The sequence below is a fragment of the Rhizobium sp. PP-CC-3G-465 genome (genome assembly GCF_004343445.1).
Lineage (GTDB): Bacteria > Pseudomonadota > Alphaproteobacteria > Rhizobiales > Rhizobiaceae > Ferranicluibacter > Ferranicluibacter rubi.
Genome location: NZ_SLYH01000002.1, coordinates 163,641 through 180,243 on the forward strand (window position 1 = coordinate 163,641; position 16,603 = coordinate 180,243).

At 63.2% G+C, this 16,603-nt stretch carries 14 protein-coding genes; 9 read left to right on the forward strand and 5 right to left on the reverse strand.

Features of this window, described 5'->3' with window-relative positions; all coding sequences use genetic code 11:
• Positions 1–86 precede the first annotated feature (86 nt).
• The 5 genes from C8J33_RS13170 to C8J33_RS13190 form a co-directional block, all read right to left on the reverse strand.
• Positions 87–1,751, reverse strand: coding sequence for a peptide ABC transporter substrate-binding protein (locus C8J33_RS13170; RefSeq protein WP_110807861.1), 1,665 nt, complete (start codon positions 1,749–1,751; stop codon positions 87–89).
• A gap of 135 nt (positions 1,752–1,886) precedes the next feature.
• Positions 1,887–3,218 (reverse strand): NAD(P)/FAD-dependent oxidoreductase, encoded by a 1,332-nt coding sequence (locus C8J33_RS13175; protein WP_110807860.1) that lies wholly within the window; start codon positions 3,216–3,218, stop codon positions 1,887–1,889.
• Between the two features lies 1 nt (position 3,219).
• Positions 3,220–3,933 carry an SDR family NAD(P)-dependent oxidoreductase gene (locus tag C8J33_RS13180; protein WP_110802175.1) on the reverse strand — a complete coding sequence of 238 codons (714 nt, stop codon included), beginning with the start codon at positions 3,931–3,933 and terminating at the stop codon, positions 3,220–3,222.
• Complete coding sequence (locus C8J33_RS13185) at positions 3,930–4,415, reverse strand: MarR family winged helix-turn-helix transcriptional regulator (RefSeq protein ID WP_110802173.1); 486 nt, start codon at positions 4,413–4,415, stop codon at positions 3,930–3,932. The genes C8J33_RS13180 and C8J33_RS13185 overlap by 4 nt, the downstream gene beginning before the upstream one ends.
• 286 nt (positions 4,416–4,701) lie before the next feature.
• On the reverse strand, positions 4,702–6,345 hold the full coding sequence (locus tag C8J33_RS13190; protein WP_110807892.1) for an ABC transporter ATP-binding protein: 1,644 nt from the start codon (positions 6,343–6,345) through the stop codon (positions 4,702–4,704).
• 337 nt (positions 6,346–6,682) lie between these two features.
• Here C8J33_RS13190 and C8J33_RS13195 point away from each other — a divergent pair, with 337 nt between their 5' ends.
• The 9 genes from C8J33_RS13195 to C8J33_RS13235 all read left to right on the forward strand — a co-directional run bounded on the left by C8J33_RS13195 (position 6,683) and on the right by C8J33_RS13235 (position 16,569).
• Complete coding sequence (locus tag C8J33_RS13195) at positions 6,683–7,657, forward strand: LysR family transcriptional regulator (RefSeq protein ID WP_110802169.1); 975 nt, start codon at positions 6,683–6,685, stop codon at positions 7,655–7,657.
• Positions 7,658–7,768: 111 nt separating this feature from the next.
• Complete coding sequence (locus C8J33_RS13200) at positions 7,769–8,848, forward strand: ABC transporter substrate-binding protein (protein WP_245423284.1); 1,080 nt, start codon at positions 7,769–7,771, stop codon at positions 8,846–8,848.
• Between the two features lie 2 nt (positions 8,849–8,850).
• Positions 8,851–9,939, forward strand: coding sequence for an ABC transporter ATP-binding protein (locus C8J33_RS13205; protein ID WP_110807859.1), 1,089 nt, complete (start codon positions 8,851–8,853; stop codon positions 9,937–9,939).
• A gap of 2 nt (positions 9,940–9,941) precedes the next feature.
• Positions 9,942–10,814 (forward strand): ABC transporter permease, encoded by an 873-nt coding sequence (locus tag C8J33_RS13210; RefSeq protein ID WP_245423283.1) that lies wholly within the window; start codon positions 9,942–9,944, stop codon positions 10,812–10,814.
• Complete coding sequence (locus C8J33_RS13215) at positions 10,811–11,605, forward strand: ABC transporter permease (RefSeq protein WP_110807857.1); 795 nt, start codon at positions 10,811–10,813, stop codon at positions 11,603–11,605. Before C8J33_RS13210 ends, C8J33_RS13215 begins: the two co-directional genes overlap by 4 nt.
• Positions 11,602–13,077, forward strand: a complete 1,476-nt coding sequence (locus C8J33_RS13220) for an NAD(P)-binding domain-containing protein (protein WP_110807856.1) — start codon at positions 11,602–11,604, stop codon at positions 13,075–13,077. The genes C8J33_RS13215 and C8J33_RS13220 overlap by 4 nt, the downstream gene beginning before the upstream one ends.
• Positions 13,074–13,892, forward strand: coding sequence for a creatininase family protein (locus C8J33_RS13225; protein ID WP_110807855.1), 819 nt, complete (start codon positions 13,074–13,076; stop codon positions 13,890–13,892). The genes C8J33_RS13220 and C8J33_RS13225 overlap by 4 nt, the downstream gene beginning before the upstream one ends.
• 59 nt (positions 13,893–13,951) lie before the next feature.
• Positions 13,952–14,998, forward strand: coding sequence for a questin oxidase family protein (locus C8J33_RS13230; protein ID WP_110807854.1), 1,047 nt, complete (start codon positions 13,952–13,954; stop codon positions 14,996–14,998).
• Positions 14,995–16,569 (forward strand): amidohydrolase family protein, encoded by a 1,575-nt coding sequence (locus C8J33_RS13235; RefSeq protein ID WP_245423282.1) that lies wholly within the window; start codon positions 14,995–14,997, stop codon positions 16,567–16,569. The genes C8J33_RS13230 and C8J33_RS13235 overlap by 4 nt, the downstream gene beginning before the upstream one ends.
• Positions 16,570–16,603: the final 34 nt, after the last annotated feature.

The window sequence follows — 16,603 nt, forward strand, 5'->3', positions numbered from 1 at the left end:
GGCAAGGAGGGACCGGCAGCGTACCAGCCCTGATCGGGCTGGCACTTACCGGCAATTCAGGCGAGCGCGAGCCACCCGGGCAGGAATTACGCCCAACGCCAGGTCGCGACGTTCCAGGTGTCGATACGGGTGTTGATGTTCGGCTGGACCTTCTCGATACCGTCCTTGTGACCCCGCACGGTGGCGTATTGGAACAGGGGCAGAAAGGGCAGCTCCTTGCGCATGACGTTCTGGATCTTCAGGTAGACCGCCTTGCGTTCTTCGGGCACGAAGAGGCTGCCGCCCTGTGCCAACAGGTCATCCACGTCCTTGTTGACAAACTGCCAGGTGTTCTGCCCGGCACCACCCTTGGCCGGGCTCGATGTCGAGCGGAAGAAGTCCGAAGTATCCGGATCTGGACCGGTCAGGAAGTCGAGACCGACGATGACCGTGTCGAACTGCGAGAGCATCCAGTAGTCGCCCCACATGACAGCCGGCGGCAGGTTGGAGATGGTCATCTCCACGCCGATGTCCTTGAAGGACTGCTGTATGTATTGCTGGACCTGTTCCCGGATATGGTTGCCCGCCGTCGTCGAGCAGGTGAAGGAGAGCTTGACGCCGTCCTTTGCACGGATACCGTCGGCGCCCGCGGCCCAGCCGGCATCGTCGAGAAGCGTCTTGGCTTTCTCGATGGAATATTCGTGTTTCGGCAGATCGGTATTGTAGTAGAAGGACTGCTGCGGCACATAGCTCTCGGTTGGCGACGGCAAGCCGTAATACAATGCCTCGATGATCGATTGCTTGTCGATCGCGTGGTAGAGCGCCTCGCGAACGGCCGGCTCCTTGAACTGCGGCCGCTCCATGTTGAACGTAAAGGATTCGATCGTCGAGCCGGGCACGATGTTGATGACCTTGCCTTCGAGATCCTTGGCTTCGTCATAGTGGTCGGGCGTGATCCACTGCAGTCCCACGACGTCGATATCGCCTGTCTTGAACTGCGTATACAAGACGTTGAGGTCGGGCACGTATTTGTAGATCAGCCGTTCGACATAGGGACCGTCGGCGAAATACGCGGCATTGGCTTCGAGCAGGATGTAGTCACCGGCAATGCGTTCCTTCCACTTGAAGGGACCCGTTCCGATCGGGGCATTGTTATAGGCAGCGGTGTTTCTGTCCGCTTCAGCCCCCAGGATGTGCTTGGGCGTGATGAAGGTCGATGCCAGGATGGACGGGTAAGGCGCAAACGGCTTTTCCATCTTCCAGGTAATTTCCGTCGGCGAGACGACCGTGAGGTCGCGGACGAATTCATGACCTGTCTTTCTCCACGAGCGGAAGTCGGGGTCGACCAGAAGTTCGAGGGTGAACTTGACGTCTTCGGCCGTGAACGGCTTGCCGTCGTGCCATTTGACATCGTCACGAAGTGTCACCTTCCAGGTCAGGCCGTCGGCGGAAATGCCGCCATTTTCGACGGACGGTACTTCGGCGGCGAGCGCAGCAACGAACTTGCCTTCGGCATCGACGTAGAAGAGCGGATCGAAGACACTGAAATGAACGCCTTCATCGACTTCGATATGCGGCATGTGTGGATTGAAGACGGTCGGCTCCTGGGAGAAACCGACGGTCAGCTGACCCTTGATGGTCTTGGCCTGCTGCGCCATGGCGCTGGCGAAGCCGGGAAGGCCGGAGAAGACGACGCCGGAGACGCTGAGCGCCATGAGCCCGAGCGCCTGGCGGCGGGTGGTCTTGATAAGCGGCTTGTTGTGGTCGGACATGTCAGTTCCCCTTGATCCGATGGTTGCACGCGATGATCGGTTCTTATCTCCGCCTCTACGGGCAGTTTTCCTCCCATCAGCAGTTTCCTGCTTCATGCATCGGAGCAGGCGGCGCTCGTTCGCCTGCCCTATCCGTCAAAAGCCGCTGACCAGCTCGATCTTGGAGCCGTCATTGAAACGGCTGAACCGAAAGTCGTGACGATCGACGATTGGATTGCGTCCGGTGACGATGTCGGCCATCAGCTTGCCGGCGGCGGGTCCAATACCGAAGCCGTGACCGGAGAAGCCGGTTGCGACATGGAAACCCGGAATGGCATCGACGGCATCGATGACCGGCACGGCGTCCGGCGTGACGTCGATCATACCGCCCCAGCGCTGCGCGATTTCTGCCTTTTTGAAGACCGGAAATGCCTCGGACAACCGCTTCAGCGCCTCGTCGGCCAGGGCCTTGGAGGGAATGGGGTCGAGCACGCGGTTATGTTCGAACGGCGAAGCTTCATCGAGAGCCCAGCGGCGTGGAATACGGGCTTCATCGAAGAAGCGACCACCCAGGCGGAAACGCAACGAACGCCATTCATGGGAAAAGGCCGGCATGAATTTCATCGCGTAGCGAAACGAGGCCGGCACGAGATCGACGATGTTCTGGAAACCATCGGCAATCGTATAGCCGCCGTCCTGGCGCTTGCGCAGCGCAAAGCCGCTGGCCCAGATCGCCTCTTCCGGTCCGCCTTCGAGCGGTTTGGTGCGCAGGACCGAGTTCAGGACCTTGAGCTGCGGGAGGTCGAGACCGTTGTTGCCAAGGAACAGGCTGGACCATGCACCGCCGGCAAGAACAACCGACGTGCAGGCGATCTCGCCACGTTCCGTGACCACGCCCGACACGCGGCCACCGGATAGCTGCAAACCACGTACCGCGCATTCTGTGAGGATATGCGCGCCGCGGTCTCTCGCTGCTTCCGCAATGGCCGGCGCCGCCTTTTGGGGCTCTGCCCGGCAATCGCCGGCGGTGTAGAGCGCACCAGCGATCTTCATGGTGTTGTCGGGATACTTCGCCTTGAATTCAGCGGCACTCAGCATGCGGGACTCGATCTGGTACCCTTCGAGATTGCGGTTCCAGCGCTCATGATCGTCGAACTGTTTCTCGTCGGCGCAGGTAAAGACGATGCCTGCGCGCTTGAAGCCGGTTTCACGTCCTGTTCGACGATTGAGATCTGCCCAGAGGCGCAGCGATTCCGCCATCAGCGGCACTTCACGCGGATCACGCCTGGAGATACGGACCCAGCCCCAATTCCTGCTCGACTGCTCGTGTCCGATGCCGCCCTTTTCGCAAAGTGCGACCCTCAGACCGCTTTCGACGAGCTCGAGCGCAGTGGAGGTTCCGATAATTCCCCCACCGATCACGACGACATCGACCTCGCTGGGAAGGTCTGCATCGCCATGGACAGGAACGACATATGGACCGGGCATTTCAGAAGAACTCCTCGAGCTGGCAATTGACGGCGAATTCGGCGACGGACGCCTCGTTCGGAAGAGAGATAAGCATGGCGATGATGCGCGCGAGATCGCCGGGCTGGGTCAGTTGATCCGTCGGGCGATCGGTCAATGCTGCGGCCATATCGGTGGCGACGAACCCCGGGCAGACGGCGGTCGCGCGAATTCCTCTGTCGAAGCCCGCCTGGCGGATGGCGTGAGAAAGCGCGACGGCAGCAAATTTCGATAGCGAATAGCTGCCCGCCGCTGCCGACTTGACCCGCTTTCCGGACAGGGACGCAAGGATGATGACCCGTCCGTGGCCGCTCTCGCACAGCGCGCTCCAGGCCGCTTTGGCAAGCCGGCGCGGGGCCTTCACGTTGACCGACAGCATGGCCTCGATATCGTCTTCGTCGGCCTCGATCACCGTTTTCGGGATCATGATCCCGGCATTGGCAATGATGGCATCGATGCGACCGAAACGATGAAGGGCACTATCCACCCAACGGCTTTCCGCCTCCACGTCCTTGGCATCATAGTCTATCAGATGAACGCGCTCGTCGTGGCCGGCAGCCCATGCCGGACGTGCCGGCGTACGCATGGCCAGCGAGACAGCCCAGCCCTGCTGCAGCAATTCGGCTGCGACATAATCGCCGATGCCGCGGCTGGCACCGGAGATAAGGGCAACACGGTTTGTGGCGTTCGCGCTCATGTGGTCTCCACGATGCGACGATAGGCACGTCGGAGAATGTCCATCAGTTGCTGCTGTTCGTCGTCCGGTATGAAGCTGAAGAAGTCGCGCGACTGCTTGGGCACGAGCTCCCTGATCTTGACGGCCAGTGCTGCGCCCGCTTCGGTGATGTAGAGTTCCTGGGCGCGGCTGTCTTCCGAAGAGACCTCCCGCCGGATCAGGTCGTGCGCCACCATCTGTTCGATCAGGCGACCCATCGCGGAGCGATCACGCATCGTTAGATGGGCGATGACCGATGGACGAATTCCCGGATAGCTGTCGACCAACAGCAATGTCGTTATCTTTCCTGTCCCCTTGGCAACGTCCAGGCCCTCGAGACACGTGTCGAGATCTCGGGAGACAGCGATATTTATCGTTCGAATATAAAAGCTCAGCGTGCCTTCGAGGACGTCGAGATTGATGTCCTGCGGCGTGGTCGGCGGCTTTGACGGTTGTTTTGGCATCATATTTCCGTTGAAAGACAAGGGTTCACGGCAGCACGGCGCTCGGGGCGCTGCCGTTCAAGTCTCCCCCCATGTCCTGTTACACTTTCGTGATCTTATGAAAGTTCATTTAGTGGACTTTTGCAACTGGTTTCCTGCCAAAAATTACGAATTATCTAACAAAAACAATTACATAATTTTCGCAATACATTGAGCCCTGACCTCCGCCGAGATCAGGGTGATGCAGGATGTCTCTTCCGTAGCGGCGTATCGTTTCCCGCAAGGCCAACGCGTTGAGGACCCGTCGTCAGCCTATCGCCGCCGCTCGGGCTTCCCACTCGGCACCGGGGATCGCCGCAACAAGCGCTCGCGTGTAGTCATGTGCGGGCGCGCGGAAGATCCTTGAAGGCGGCCCATGTTCCACGACGCTGCCTTTGTGCATGACCAGAACGTCGTCGCAGATCTGACTGGCCACCCGAAGGTCATGGGTGATGAAGATGATCGCCACCTTCATCTCCTTCTGAACCCGCGCCAGCAGTTCCAGGATCTGGGCCTGAATGGACACGTCGAGTGCTGACACCGCCTCGTCGGCGACCAGAACCACCGGGTCGAACATCAAGGCCCGAGCGATGCCGATGCGTTGTCGCTGTCCGCCGGAAAACTCATGCGGAAAACGCTCGTATGCCTGCTCGTCCAAGCCGACAAGCTTCAGCAGACCCATGGCTTTTACCCTCGCTTCATGAACCGTCATACCATGGGCAACGGGCCCGACCGTCAGGATCCTGCCGATCGTATGACGCGGGTTGAGAGAGGCGAACGGATCCTGGAAGATCATCTGGATATAGGGCCGCAGCCTCCGGAAGCTTTCTTCCGGCATCTGAGCGATGTCGCGGCCGTCGAAGCGGATAACGCCGCCGTCAGGCTCCAGAAGCTTGAGAAGAACGCGTCCGAGCGATGACTTTCCCGAACCGCTTTCCCCAACGACGCCAAGGGTCTGGCCTTTGCGTAAGATAAAGCTGACGCCGTTCACCGCCTTGACGACACGCGCCTTGCTGAAGACGGAACCACCGCTGCGGTACGCCTTCTCCAGATTTTCGACCTGAAGAACGATCGGCGTTTCCTCGGGTGTGATCTGATCGTCGCTCCGCATGCGTGGAACGGCCGCGACCAAGCGCTGGGTGTAGGGATGACGGGGGCTGACCAGCACGTCTTCGGCCCTACCCTGCTCGACAAGATGTCCCTTTTCCATCACCACGACACGATCGGCGATCTCGGCCACGACCCCGAAATCGTGCGTGATGAACATGACGCTCATGTTCTTGCGTTGCTGGATCTTGCGGATGAGGTCGAGGATCTGCGCCTGGGTCGTGACATCGAGCGCAGTCGTCGGCTCGTCGGCAATCAGCACATCTGGATCGAGCGCAAGTGCCATGGCGATCATCACGCGCTGGCGCTGGCCGCCCGAGAGGCGGAATGGATATTGCAGGTGCATGAGGGCCGGATCGGGTAGCCCGACCTCTTCCAGCAGTTCGAGAACCTTCGCCTTCCGGCTTTTGGTTGTGCCGACATTGTGGGCCTTCATGACCTCGGCAATCTGATCGCCGACGGTCATCAGGGGATTCAAGGCAGACAGCGGATCCTGGAAAATGATGGAGACGGCCTGGCCGCGGAGTGGTCTGATTTTCGCCTCGCTGGTCGCGAGAATATCCATGCCCTTGAAATGAATCTCACCCCCGCTGACGCGGATAGATGGTGGGAGTAGCCCCATGATCGTGTTGGCGGTGACAGACTTTCCGGAACCGGACTCACCAATGATGCAGAGGATTTCGCCGGATCGAAGATCGAACGATATATTGCTGACGGCGTGGGCTCGCTCCATTCCGACGGGAAGATCCACCGTCAGATTGCGAACGGACAGCACCACGTCGGACGACGCGGGTTTTTGCGACATAAGTTCCCCTTTTTTTGTAACTTTGTCCGCAGTGGCCGGCATGTATGCATGCCTGACGACAAGATAGTGGATGATGTCCACTATCTTGTCCAGCGCCTTATGACCGATGGATGACATGTCGTTCTTCTTGGCGGGTTTTGGCCCTGCCGTGAACGCCGAGCGAAGATCAGAAGCAGAACCGAACCAGAACTCGGTCGTTTCCGAAGTCTCCGCTCCCCTGTGCGCCCCCGGTGAACCGCGTCCTTCGGATAGGTCCCGCCCGTACAAGCAGCCTCGCTCCCACGTGGCACGAAATATGCGTCTCGATGGCATGTCCCTCCAATGAAAGCGACATGCCATGACGACACAGGCAAGTGGATCGCTCGATGTCCGGCTGATGCGGACTTTGCTGCTGCTCCTGACGGAATGCAGCGTTTCCAGGACGGCGGAGCTTTTGGGGCAGGCGCAACCGACCGTCAGCCTTACCTTGCGCAAACTGCGCGAGCTTCTCGATGACCCTCTTCTCGTGCGCTCGGGCAGCACGCTGGTGCCGACGGAGCGCGGACTTGCGATGCGGGAGACCATCCGTGATATTCTGGGGACGATCGATGCGCAGCTCGCGCCGCACCCCACCTTCGATCCCGCAACGTCGAAGCGGACCTTCCGTATCGTTGCTGCCAACTGCCTCGGCACCGTCTTTTTGCCGCCGCTCGTGGGACGCATCGCCCGCGTCGCTCCTTCGGTCAATATCGATGTCTGCCCGCTGCCGAGCTATGAGGATTTCCTTGCACAGCTGGCCGACGGCACCATCGATGCCGTGATCGGGAACTGGCCGCATCCGCCTGAACACCTGAGAATGTCGACGCTTCTGACGACCGACATCGTCTGCGTCGTGCGGTCGAGCCACCCTTTCGCCGGCCGGCGCGACCGCATCGGGATGGAGGAATTTCTTCGGGAGAACCATCTTTCGCCGACCTCCGACAAGCGCGCGCATCTCAGCCCCATCGACGGGCGGCTGATCGAGCTGGGACTGAAGCGGCGGATCGGCGTGACCGTGCCCGAATATGCCATCGCGCCCTATGTCGTCGCCCAGTCCGACCTCGTGTTCACCACGGGCCGGCATTTCGCCGAGCAGATCGCCCAGGCTTTCCCCTTTGCGGTGCTGGATGCGCCGACAGAGCTCGGGCAGATGACGTTCTACATGCTCTGGCACGATTGCAAGCACCATTCGCCGGACCACGCCTGGCTCCGCCAGATGATCAAGTCGGTGGCAGCCGACGTTCGCGCGCTGGATCGCGCGGCAACGACGGAGACATGCCTCGTCCCCCTCTGATGCCCTCTTCGCAAAGCCGCAATAGTGTCTATTGCGATCTGGTTATAGGCGTTCGTGCTCAAAAAACGCACACTTGCTGCAGTGCAAAAGAAACCGGCAAGAGGTGAGACGATGCAGCAGGGACTGACACGACGGGAAATACTGGCGGGCTTTGCTGCGGGAACGGCCGCCGGCATTCTGGGTTCGACGAGTGCTGCGCACGCCGCCGTTTCCGAACTCGTCTGGGCGACGTGGGAATCCAACGGTCATCCGGAATATGTCGCCGCTTTCGAGAAGGAGACCGGCGCCCGGATCAAGCTCTCCTTCCTCTCCAGCGAGGATGCGCAGTTCGCAGCCCTGAAGACGGGCTCGGCGGCGGACTGGGACATGATCAACCCGTCGCTCAACGGCAGCTGGCGCTATATCAAGGCCGGCCTCCTCAAGGAGATCGATCTTTCCAAGCTTCCCAATGCCGCCCGCATGTACGATGTCTTCAAGACGACGCCGAAGGTGCTGGACGACAGCGGCAAGCTCTTCGCCGTCCCCTATCTCTGGGGCCTCAATCCCCTCGTCTATCGCACCGACAAATTCGACAAGGAGCCGGACTACACGACGCTGTTCGACCCGAAATATTCCGGCCAGCTCGCCATGCGCGACTATGCGCTGGAATCCATCGCGATCGCCGGGCTCGTGGCCGGCGTGCCGCGCGACAAGGTGTTCGTGATGGATGCAAAGGAACTGGCGGAAGCCAAGAAGCTTCTCATCGCGCAAAAGCCGCTGCTGCGGACCTACTGGCAGACGATCGGTGACCTCACCAACCTCTTTGCGACCGGCGAGGTGTCCTGCGCCTTCTCCTGGCGCGTGCCTTATGACGAGCTGAAGGGAAAGCTTCCCATGGGGATGGCCAAGCCAAAAGCCGGCATCATGGGGTGGTGCGACTGCTTCGGGATGCCCGCCTCGCTTTCGCCCGAAAAGACCGAGCTGGCTCTGAAGTTCGCCGACTACCTGCTCGGCGCGCAATACGCGACCGAGATCGCCCGGATCGGCAACTACGCGACGACCTCCTCGATCATCCGCGACGATCTGACGAAGGAGCAGCAGGCCGCGATCTTCGTGGATGACATGGAGGTGATGAAGTCCTTCATGTGGCCGGTCGCGCCCGATAACTACTCGGACTGGCTGAAGATCTGGAACGAGGTCAAGGCAAGCTGACCATGCCGGAGCATACGTCCGTCACGCCCGAAGCGGGCCTGATCCTGTCGGCCCGCGGCCTCGTCAAATCCTACGGCAAGGGCCGTGCCGTCGATGGGGTCGATCTCGACATTCCGGAGCGGGCCTTCACCACGCTGCTCGGGCCGTCGGGATGCGGCAAGACGACGATCCTGCGGATGATCGCCGGCTTCGAGACACCGGACGCGGGATCGCTCGTCCTCGACGGACGCCCGCTCAAGGGCGTGCCGCCGGAGCGCCGACCCGTCAACACCGTCTTCCAGAGCTATGCCCTGTTCCCGCACCTGACGGTGTTTCAGAACGTCGCATTCTCGCTCACCTTGCGGCGCGGGTCGGGCGATCCGTCCTCGCGCGTGAAGCGCGCGCTCGATGCCGTTCACATGGGAGATTTCGGCGCACGATATCCTCACCAGCTGTCCGGCGGGCAACAGCAACGCGTGGCCGTGGCCCGCGCCATCATCGGGGAGCCGCACATGCTCCTCCTCGACGAACCGTTGTCCGCCCTCGACCGGAAGATGCGCGGCCATCTTCAGATCGAGCTGAAGGATCTGCAACGCAGGCTCGGCATCGCCTTCGTCTATGTCACGCACGACCAGGACGAGGCCTTCGCCCTGTCCGATATCGTCGTGGTCATGAACAAGGGCCGCATCGTCCAGAAGGCCGATCCGCTGACGCTGTACGCACGGCCGGCGAGCGCCTTCGTCGCCGACTTCATCGGCTCGGCAAGCCTCGTCTCCGGAAAGATCCTCACAACGAGCCGGGATGAAATGCAGGCGAATGCGACGCTCGAAACGCCGCTCGGCATCGTGCAGGCGCCGGCAGTCGAGGGGCTGGAAAGCGGGGCAGACGCGATGCTCGTCATTCGCCCGGAACACCTGCAGGTGTCCACCGCCCCCTCGGCCCTGCGGGCCCGGGTGCAGCACGTGGTGTTCCGGGGCGACCGGTTCCTGATCGAAGCGGAATGCCATGGCTGCCTGCTGCGCGTCATGAGCGACACGGCCCTTGATCCCGGCACCGACATCGGGCTCGAACACGATAGAGCCCGCGCCTTCATCACGCACGCGGAGGGATGAGCATGCCGTTCTCCCGCGTCCATCTCGCTTTCCCCGTGGCGCTTGCCCTCGTGCTCGGCTGCGTCCTGCCGCTCGGTCTGCTTCTCGTCTTCAGCGTTTTCACGGTGGACATGGACGCCTTCGAGATGGTGCCCGACCTCTCCGGCCACAGCTGGGGGCAGATCCTGTCCAATCCGGTCTTCGCCTTCCTGATCGGCAAGGCGGTCGTGTCCGGCCTCGTCACGGCTGGGCTCGCAGCCCTTGTCGGCTATCCCCTGGCGCTGGCCATGGCCCGCCTGCCGGTCGTCTGGAAAGGCGTCGCCAACATCGTCCTTCTCACGCCCCTCTACACCGGCGAGATCGTGCGCATCTACGCCTGGCGGATCGTGCTCGGCTCCGAAGGTCTCGTGAATGCCGTTCTCAAGGGTTTCGGCCTGATCGACGCGCCGCTGAAGGTCCTGCTGTTCTCGCCGTTCACCACGCATCTGGTGCTGCTCTACAACAACCTGCCCTTCATGGTTCTGGCGATCTGGATCTCGGTGGAGCTGGTGGATCACAGGCTGATCGAGGCGGCACGCGATCTTGGCGCCCGACCGGTCGAGGCCTTTACCAAGGTGATCCTTCCCCTGACGACGCCGGGACTTGCCGTCGGGCTCTTCGCCGTCTTCGCTCTTGCCGCCGGCGACATGCTGACACCGAGCCTGCTTGGCGGCACCTCCGGCGCAACCCCCATGGCGATGATCGACAATCTGTTCGGCACGGCCTTCGACTGGCCGCTCGCCTCGGCTCTCGCGCTCAGCCTTCTCATCGTGCTCTTCGGCTGCGCCACCATGATGACGGGCTTGCTCCTGCGCATGCGGGGTGCGCGGGCCGTCTTTGCGGGGCGCCTGCCATGAGCCGAACCGTCTCCCTCGTGCTCGCGCTCGGCGTCGGCTTCTTCTACCTGCCGATCGTCGTGCTCGCGATCTTCTCGTTCAACGCCTCCAGCCTCATGGCCTTTCCCTTGAGCGGCTTCACGCTCTCCTGGTACGCAGACCTCTTCGGCAACCGGGCCTTTCTCGAAGGGTTCCTGACCAGCTTCCTCATCGCGCAGCCCGTCGGCATCCTTGGCGCGTTCATCGGACTGCTGGCAGCGCTTGCCCTGACGGCACCGGGCCTGCGGTTTCGCGCGGTCTTCGTCGTCCTCGTCATCCTTCCCTTTCTGGTGCCGAAGACCGTGCTCTCCATCGCGCAGGCGATGCTGATGAACTGGGTGGGGCTCGGGCGGGGCGCGACCGCGCTGATTGCGGCGCAGACACTGGTTGCCGTCCCTTTCGCCACCACGATCATCGCCGCGGTCCTCATCCGGCTCGATCCGCGGCTGGAGGAGGCGGCGCGCGATCTCGGCGCCACGCCATGGCAGAGCTTCCGCCGCGTGCTCCTGCCGCAGTTGAGCGGCGCGCTCGGGGCCGCCTATTCCATCAGCGTCATCCTCTCGCTCGCCGACCTCACGATCTCGATGTTTCTGGCGGGCCGAACGCAGCCGCTGTCTCTGGTGGTCGCGTCGGAATTTCGGCGGGAACTGAAGCCCGACCTCAACGCCATGCAGGTCTCCGTCCTCGTATTGACAGCCGTCATCGTCGCCCTGACCGAACTGAACCGCCGCCGCCTGCGCCGCCGTGCCTCTCCCATGCGAGACCCCGAATGATCATCTCCCCCATCACCTCCACACCTGCAACCCTCGACGACCTGGAACAGGCCGCGCGCGCCGATCTCGCTGCCCTCGGATATCCGGCGCCCGGCTGGCTCGCGCCCCTCGACGGTCACGCGGCAGGCTCCGTTGCCGACGTCATCATCGTCGGTGGCGGCCAGTCGGGGGTAACCCTGGCCGCCGGACTGAAGTGGGAGGGCCTTGCCGACGTGCGTGTCCTCGACAGCGCGCCCGCCGGCTCGGAGGGGCCGTGGCTGACCTTCGCCCGCATGGAGGAGCTGCGCACGCCGAAAACGCAGGTGGGCAACGAATTCAACGTGCCCAACCTCTCGGTGCGCCGCTGGTTCGAAACGCGGTACGGCGTCGTCGCCTGGGCGGACCTGCCGCGCATTCCGCGAACCGACTGGAAGGCCTATCTCGACTGGTATGCCGGCGTCTTCGACATCACGATCACCAGCGAAACGCAGGTCCTCGACGTCGCGGCGGACGGCGACCTGATAGCGGTGACCAGCCTCTGCCGGGGAACCGTCACCCGGACGCTGGCGCGTGCCGTCGTGCTGGCGACCGGTTTCGACGGCGCCGGCGCCTGGCGGGTTCCGGCCTTCGTCTCCGACAGTCTGGACAAGAGCCGCTACGATCACACCAACGGGCCGGTGGATTTCGTCCGCCTGAAAGGCAAGCGCATCGGCGTGCTAGGCCACGGCGCCTCCGCCTTCGACAATGCCATCAAGGCGCTTTCGGCCGGTGCTGCTTCCGTCGATCTGTGCTTTCGCCGTCCGCGGCTGCCGCGCACCAATCCGCACCGCGCCATCGAGACGCCGGGGATGATGACGCATTATCCCGACCTCTCCGACACGACCCGCTGGCAGATCGCCCGGTTCTTCCGCAAGAACGACCAGCCGCCACCGGTGCGCAGCTTCGAGACCGCGATGGCCCTGCCCGGCTTCCGCCTTCGTCCGGCAACGCCCTGGCTCGACGTTCGGGAAACGCAAGGTTTCATCCGCGTGACGACGCCCGGTGGCGTGCTCGAATTCGATCACCTGCTGCTGGCGACCGGCATGGCGGTCGATCTGCCGGCGCGCGCCGAACTGAAGAGCCTGTCCGCCCGCATCGCACTCTGGGGCGAACGCTACACGCCGCCGGACGACGAGGCGGACGAGCGCCTGGCACGCCTGCCCTATCTCGATGCCTTCTACGGCTTCCTGCCGAAGCACGAAGAGGACGCCTGGGTCGGCCGCGTCTTTGCCTTCAACAGCGCGAGCTTCGTCAGCCAGGGTCCGCATTCCACCTCGATCAGCGGGCATCGCCACGCCGTTCCCCGGCTGGTGCGCGGCGTGCTGCGTCGCCTGCTTCTCGATCAGGAACAGGCGATCCTGCCGGCGCTCGAGTGCTATGCCTCCGTCGATCTCCCGGTGGCAGACGACTTCGAGGCGCGCCTGGCGGCCCTTGAGACGGAGGCGGCGCAATGACCCGTTCGTTTCTCTGGCAGGACCTGACGACGGCGGAGTTCGCCACGCGCGATTTTGCAAATACCGTGGCGATCCTGCCGATCGCGGCGATCGAGCAGCATGGGCCGCATCTTCCCGTCCATGTCGATGCCGCCATCAATGCGGCGATCCTCGACCGCTTCGCAGCCCTTCTAAATGACGACACCGACGTGCTGATCCTCCCGGCCATGACCGTCGGCAAATCGGACGAGCACATCGCCTTTCCCGGAACGCTCGCCATTTCCGGCGAAACGCTGCGACGGGTCTGGCTGGATCTGGCGACGAGCGTGCACCGCGCTGGCGTTCGCCGGATCCTTTTCTTCAATTCGCACGGTGGCCAGATCGCGCTGATGGATATCGCCTGCAGGGACATCCGCCGCGACCTTGGCATGCTGGCGGTCGGATGCTCCTGGTTCCGGATCACCGCCATCGACGACCTGTTCTTGTCCGCCGAAATCGCCCACGGCATCCACGGCGGCGATATCGAGACCAGCATGATGCTGGCGATTGCGCCCGAGCGGGTCGCGATGGACCTGAGCGAAGACTTCGTGCCACTGACGGTGGAGATCGAGCGCTCCGGCAGCCCGCTGACGGCCGAGGGCGCGGTCGGCTTCGGCTGGCAGGCGCAGGACCTGCATACGGCCGGCGTCTGCGGCAATGCGGCCAATGCCACGGCGGCAAAGGGCGAGACCGTGCTACGCCGCGCGGCAGAGGCCCTCGTCGGGCTTGTATCCGCCACCGCGGCGTTCGACCTCGCGCGCCTGACGCTCGACACACGTTTTTCGCAAAAGACCTGAGCGATGCCGCCGATCTTCACCGATAGGCCCACCGAGGCACCGATACCGGAGACAGAACGATGACCCTGCAGGAAACCGCCGGGAACGAGATCGCCGCCCTGATGGCGGAGATGCCGCATTGGGGCTCGGAGTTCGACCGTACCTTCGCCAACCACGCACCCATGGTGCTGGTTGCGCTTGCCCGCATCGGCGGAAAACCGCATCAGTTGCGCCGGTTCTTCTCCTACTATCGCGACACGAAGAAGCTCCTGCCCTTTGCGCAGGCGCGATCGCATCTCACCGTGGGAACATGGACATCCCGTCTCGGCGAGCGGCAGAGAGAGCCGGAACTGCGTCTGTTCTTCTTAGGCGAAGTCTCGCGTCTCGGGATCGATGGCGCTTTGCGGCGCTATCTCCCGCGGCTTGCCCCCGGCATCGCGGCAAGCGCTTTCCACGCGCTGATGCGCACGGCCTATGGCGTTTTGGAACAGGACCCCGATGCCGTCGCCATCGCGCTCGGCTACTGGGCCGCCACATACCTGCCGCTTCCCGCGGCGACCGGGGAGAGACCCCGAACCGACGACCCGGCGGAGGTTCTGGCACTTACGGCGGAGATTGCGCCGCTACACGGTCTGCCGCTGCACGATCTCCTCTGGCAGAACATGCGCGACGCTGCCGCCGTGCCCGCCTTCAGGCCGGTGGTCGACTGGCTGGAGATCGGGCCGGACACGATGCGGCGCATGGCCGCCACAGCGCTGGCACTCTTTGCCGGAACCCAGCATTTCGCAGCGCTGCACGCCCTCACCGGGCTGCACTGGATCCGCCTCGTTTCCCCACATTGCGATGCGGCAACGACGGACACGATGCTGCGCGTCTTCTGGCAGGGCATCGCCGCGCTGATGGGTGAGCTGGGCTTTCCCGTTCTGCCGGAGGCCTCGGCTCTCGACCGCTGGCGCCATCTGCCGGCCCCCGGTTGGGCCGACATCCACGCCGCTGCCGCCGAGAGCTATGACGAACACGATATCAGCCTTGCCTTTTCCGCTTTCGAAGAGATGGCTGCCTATGGCGATCCGCTCTACAGGGTGGTGGCCGCCCGGCGCCTCGGGATGATCGGAGACTATCGATGACCATGCCCGCGAGATCGCCTGTTTCCGACTGCATCATCGAGGCCGGCACCGTGCTGACCGGGCTCGATGCGGACGGCGGAATGCAGATGCGCCACGATGTCGGCATTCGCGTCGATCGCGGCGTGATTGCCCAGATTGGGCCGCTGGAGGCCGTCGGCTACGGCCAGGACCACCTGCCGCGCTACGGCTCCCGCGACATGATCGCCATGCCGGGCCTCGTCAACGCCCATCACCATTTCGGCGTGACGCCGCTGATGCAGGGCATTCCGTTCGCGCCGCTCGAACTCTGGCTGCCGCAATTTCGCGCCATGCGGCCTGTCGATACCCGGCTCGATACGCTTTATTCGGCCATCGAGATGCTGGAAAGCGGCACGACGACCGTGCAGCACATCAACAGCGGCCTTTCCGGCACGCCGGACGGCTGGATGGCAACGGCCGACGCCACGCTGTCCGCCTATGGCGAAATCGGCATGCGGGCCGGTTTCTGCTTCATGATCCGCGACCGCAATATTCTTGGCTATGACGACGATGCCGAGGTGCTGGCCGGGCTTCCCACAGATGTCCGCGACTGGATCGCCCCGAAGCTCGCTGCTGCCGCCATCCCCATTTCCGAGCTCATGGCATTCTACCAAGACCTGCGCGACCGCTGGCTGCCCGCCAACGGCGACCATGTCCGCCTCAACCTGGCACCCGCCAACCTGCACTGGTGCAGCGATCCCTGCCTGCAGGCCATCATGGACACCGCACGCGCGACCGGCGGCAGCGTGCACATGCACCTCTTGGAAACCGAACGTCAGCGGGACTTTGCGTATAAGCGATACGGCCACAGCGCGGTCGAGCACCTCAAGGCGATCGAATGCCTCGGGCCGGAACTGACGCTTGGCCATGGCAACTGGATGAGCCGTGGAGATCTCGACCTGATCGCGGACTGCGGCTGCACCCTGTGCCATAACGCCTCGTCGGGATTGCGGCTCGGCAGCGGCATCGCCCCTGTCAACGAGATGCGCCGCCGCGGCATTCCCGTTTCGCTCGGCATCGACCAGTCGAACATCGCGGATGATCGCGACATGACGCTGGAAATGAAACTGGTCTGGGCGCTGCATCGCGAAACCGGTCTCTTCAACGAACGACCCGATGCCGCCGCCGTGCTCCAGATGGCGACCGAGCACGGCGCCCGGTCCGTCGGCTTTGGCGGCTTCACCGGCCGGCTCGTGCCCGGCCAGCAGGCCGATATCGTGCTGATGGATCGCCGCAAGATCGCCCGGCCTGCGATCCATCCCCGCACGCCGATCGTCGAAGCGCTCCTCCACCGCGGTGGCCGCCATGCCATCCACCAGGTCTTCGTCGGCGGCCGCCTCGTCGTCGATGGCGGCAAGGTCGTCACGATCGATCGCGACGCCGTCCTTACCGAGATCGCCGCCATCCTCGAACGCCAGGACACCCCGGCGGAAGCAACCGCCCGCACCGCCGTGGAGACGATGATGCCCCATCTGGAAGCCCGGCTGCGGGCATCCAGCCTGGGCGAGGGGCAAAAATCCTATCGCTATAATGCGATGGCGGATGGGACATGATGTGCTTTGGGAATCCGGCGCGGTTCGACAATCC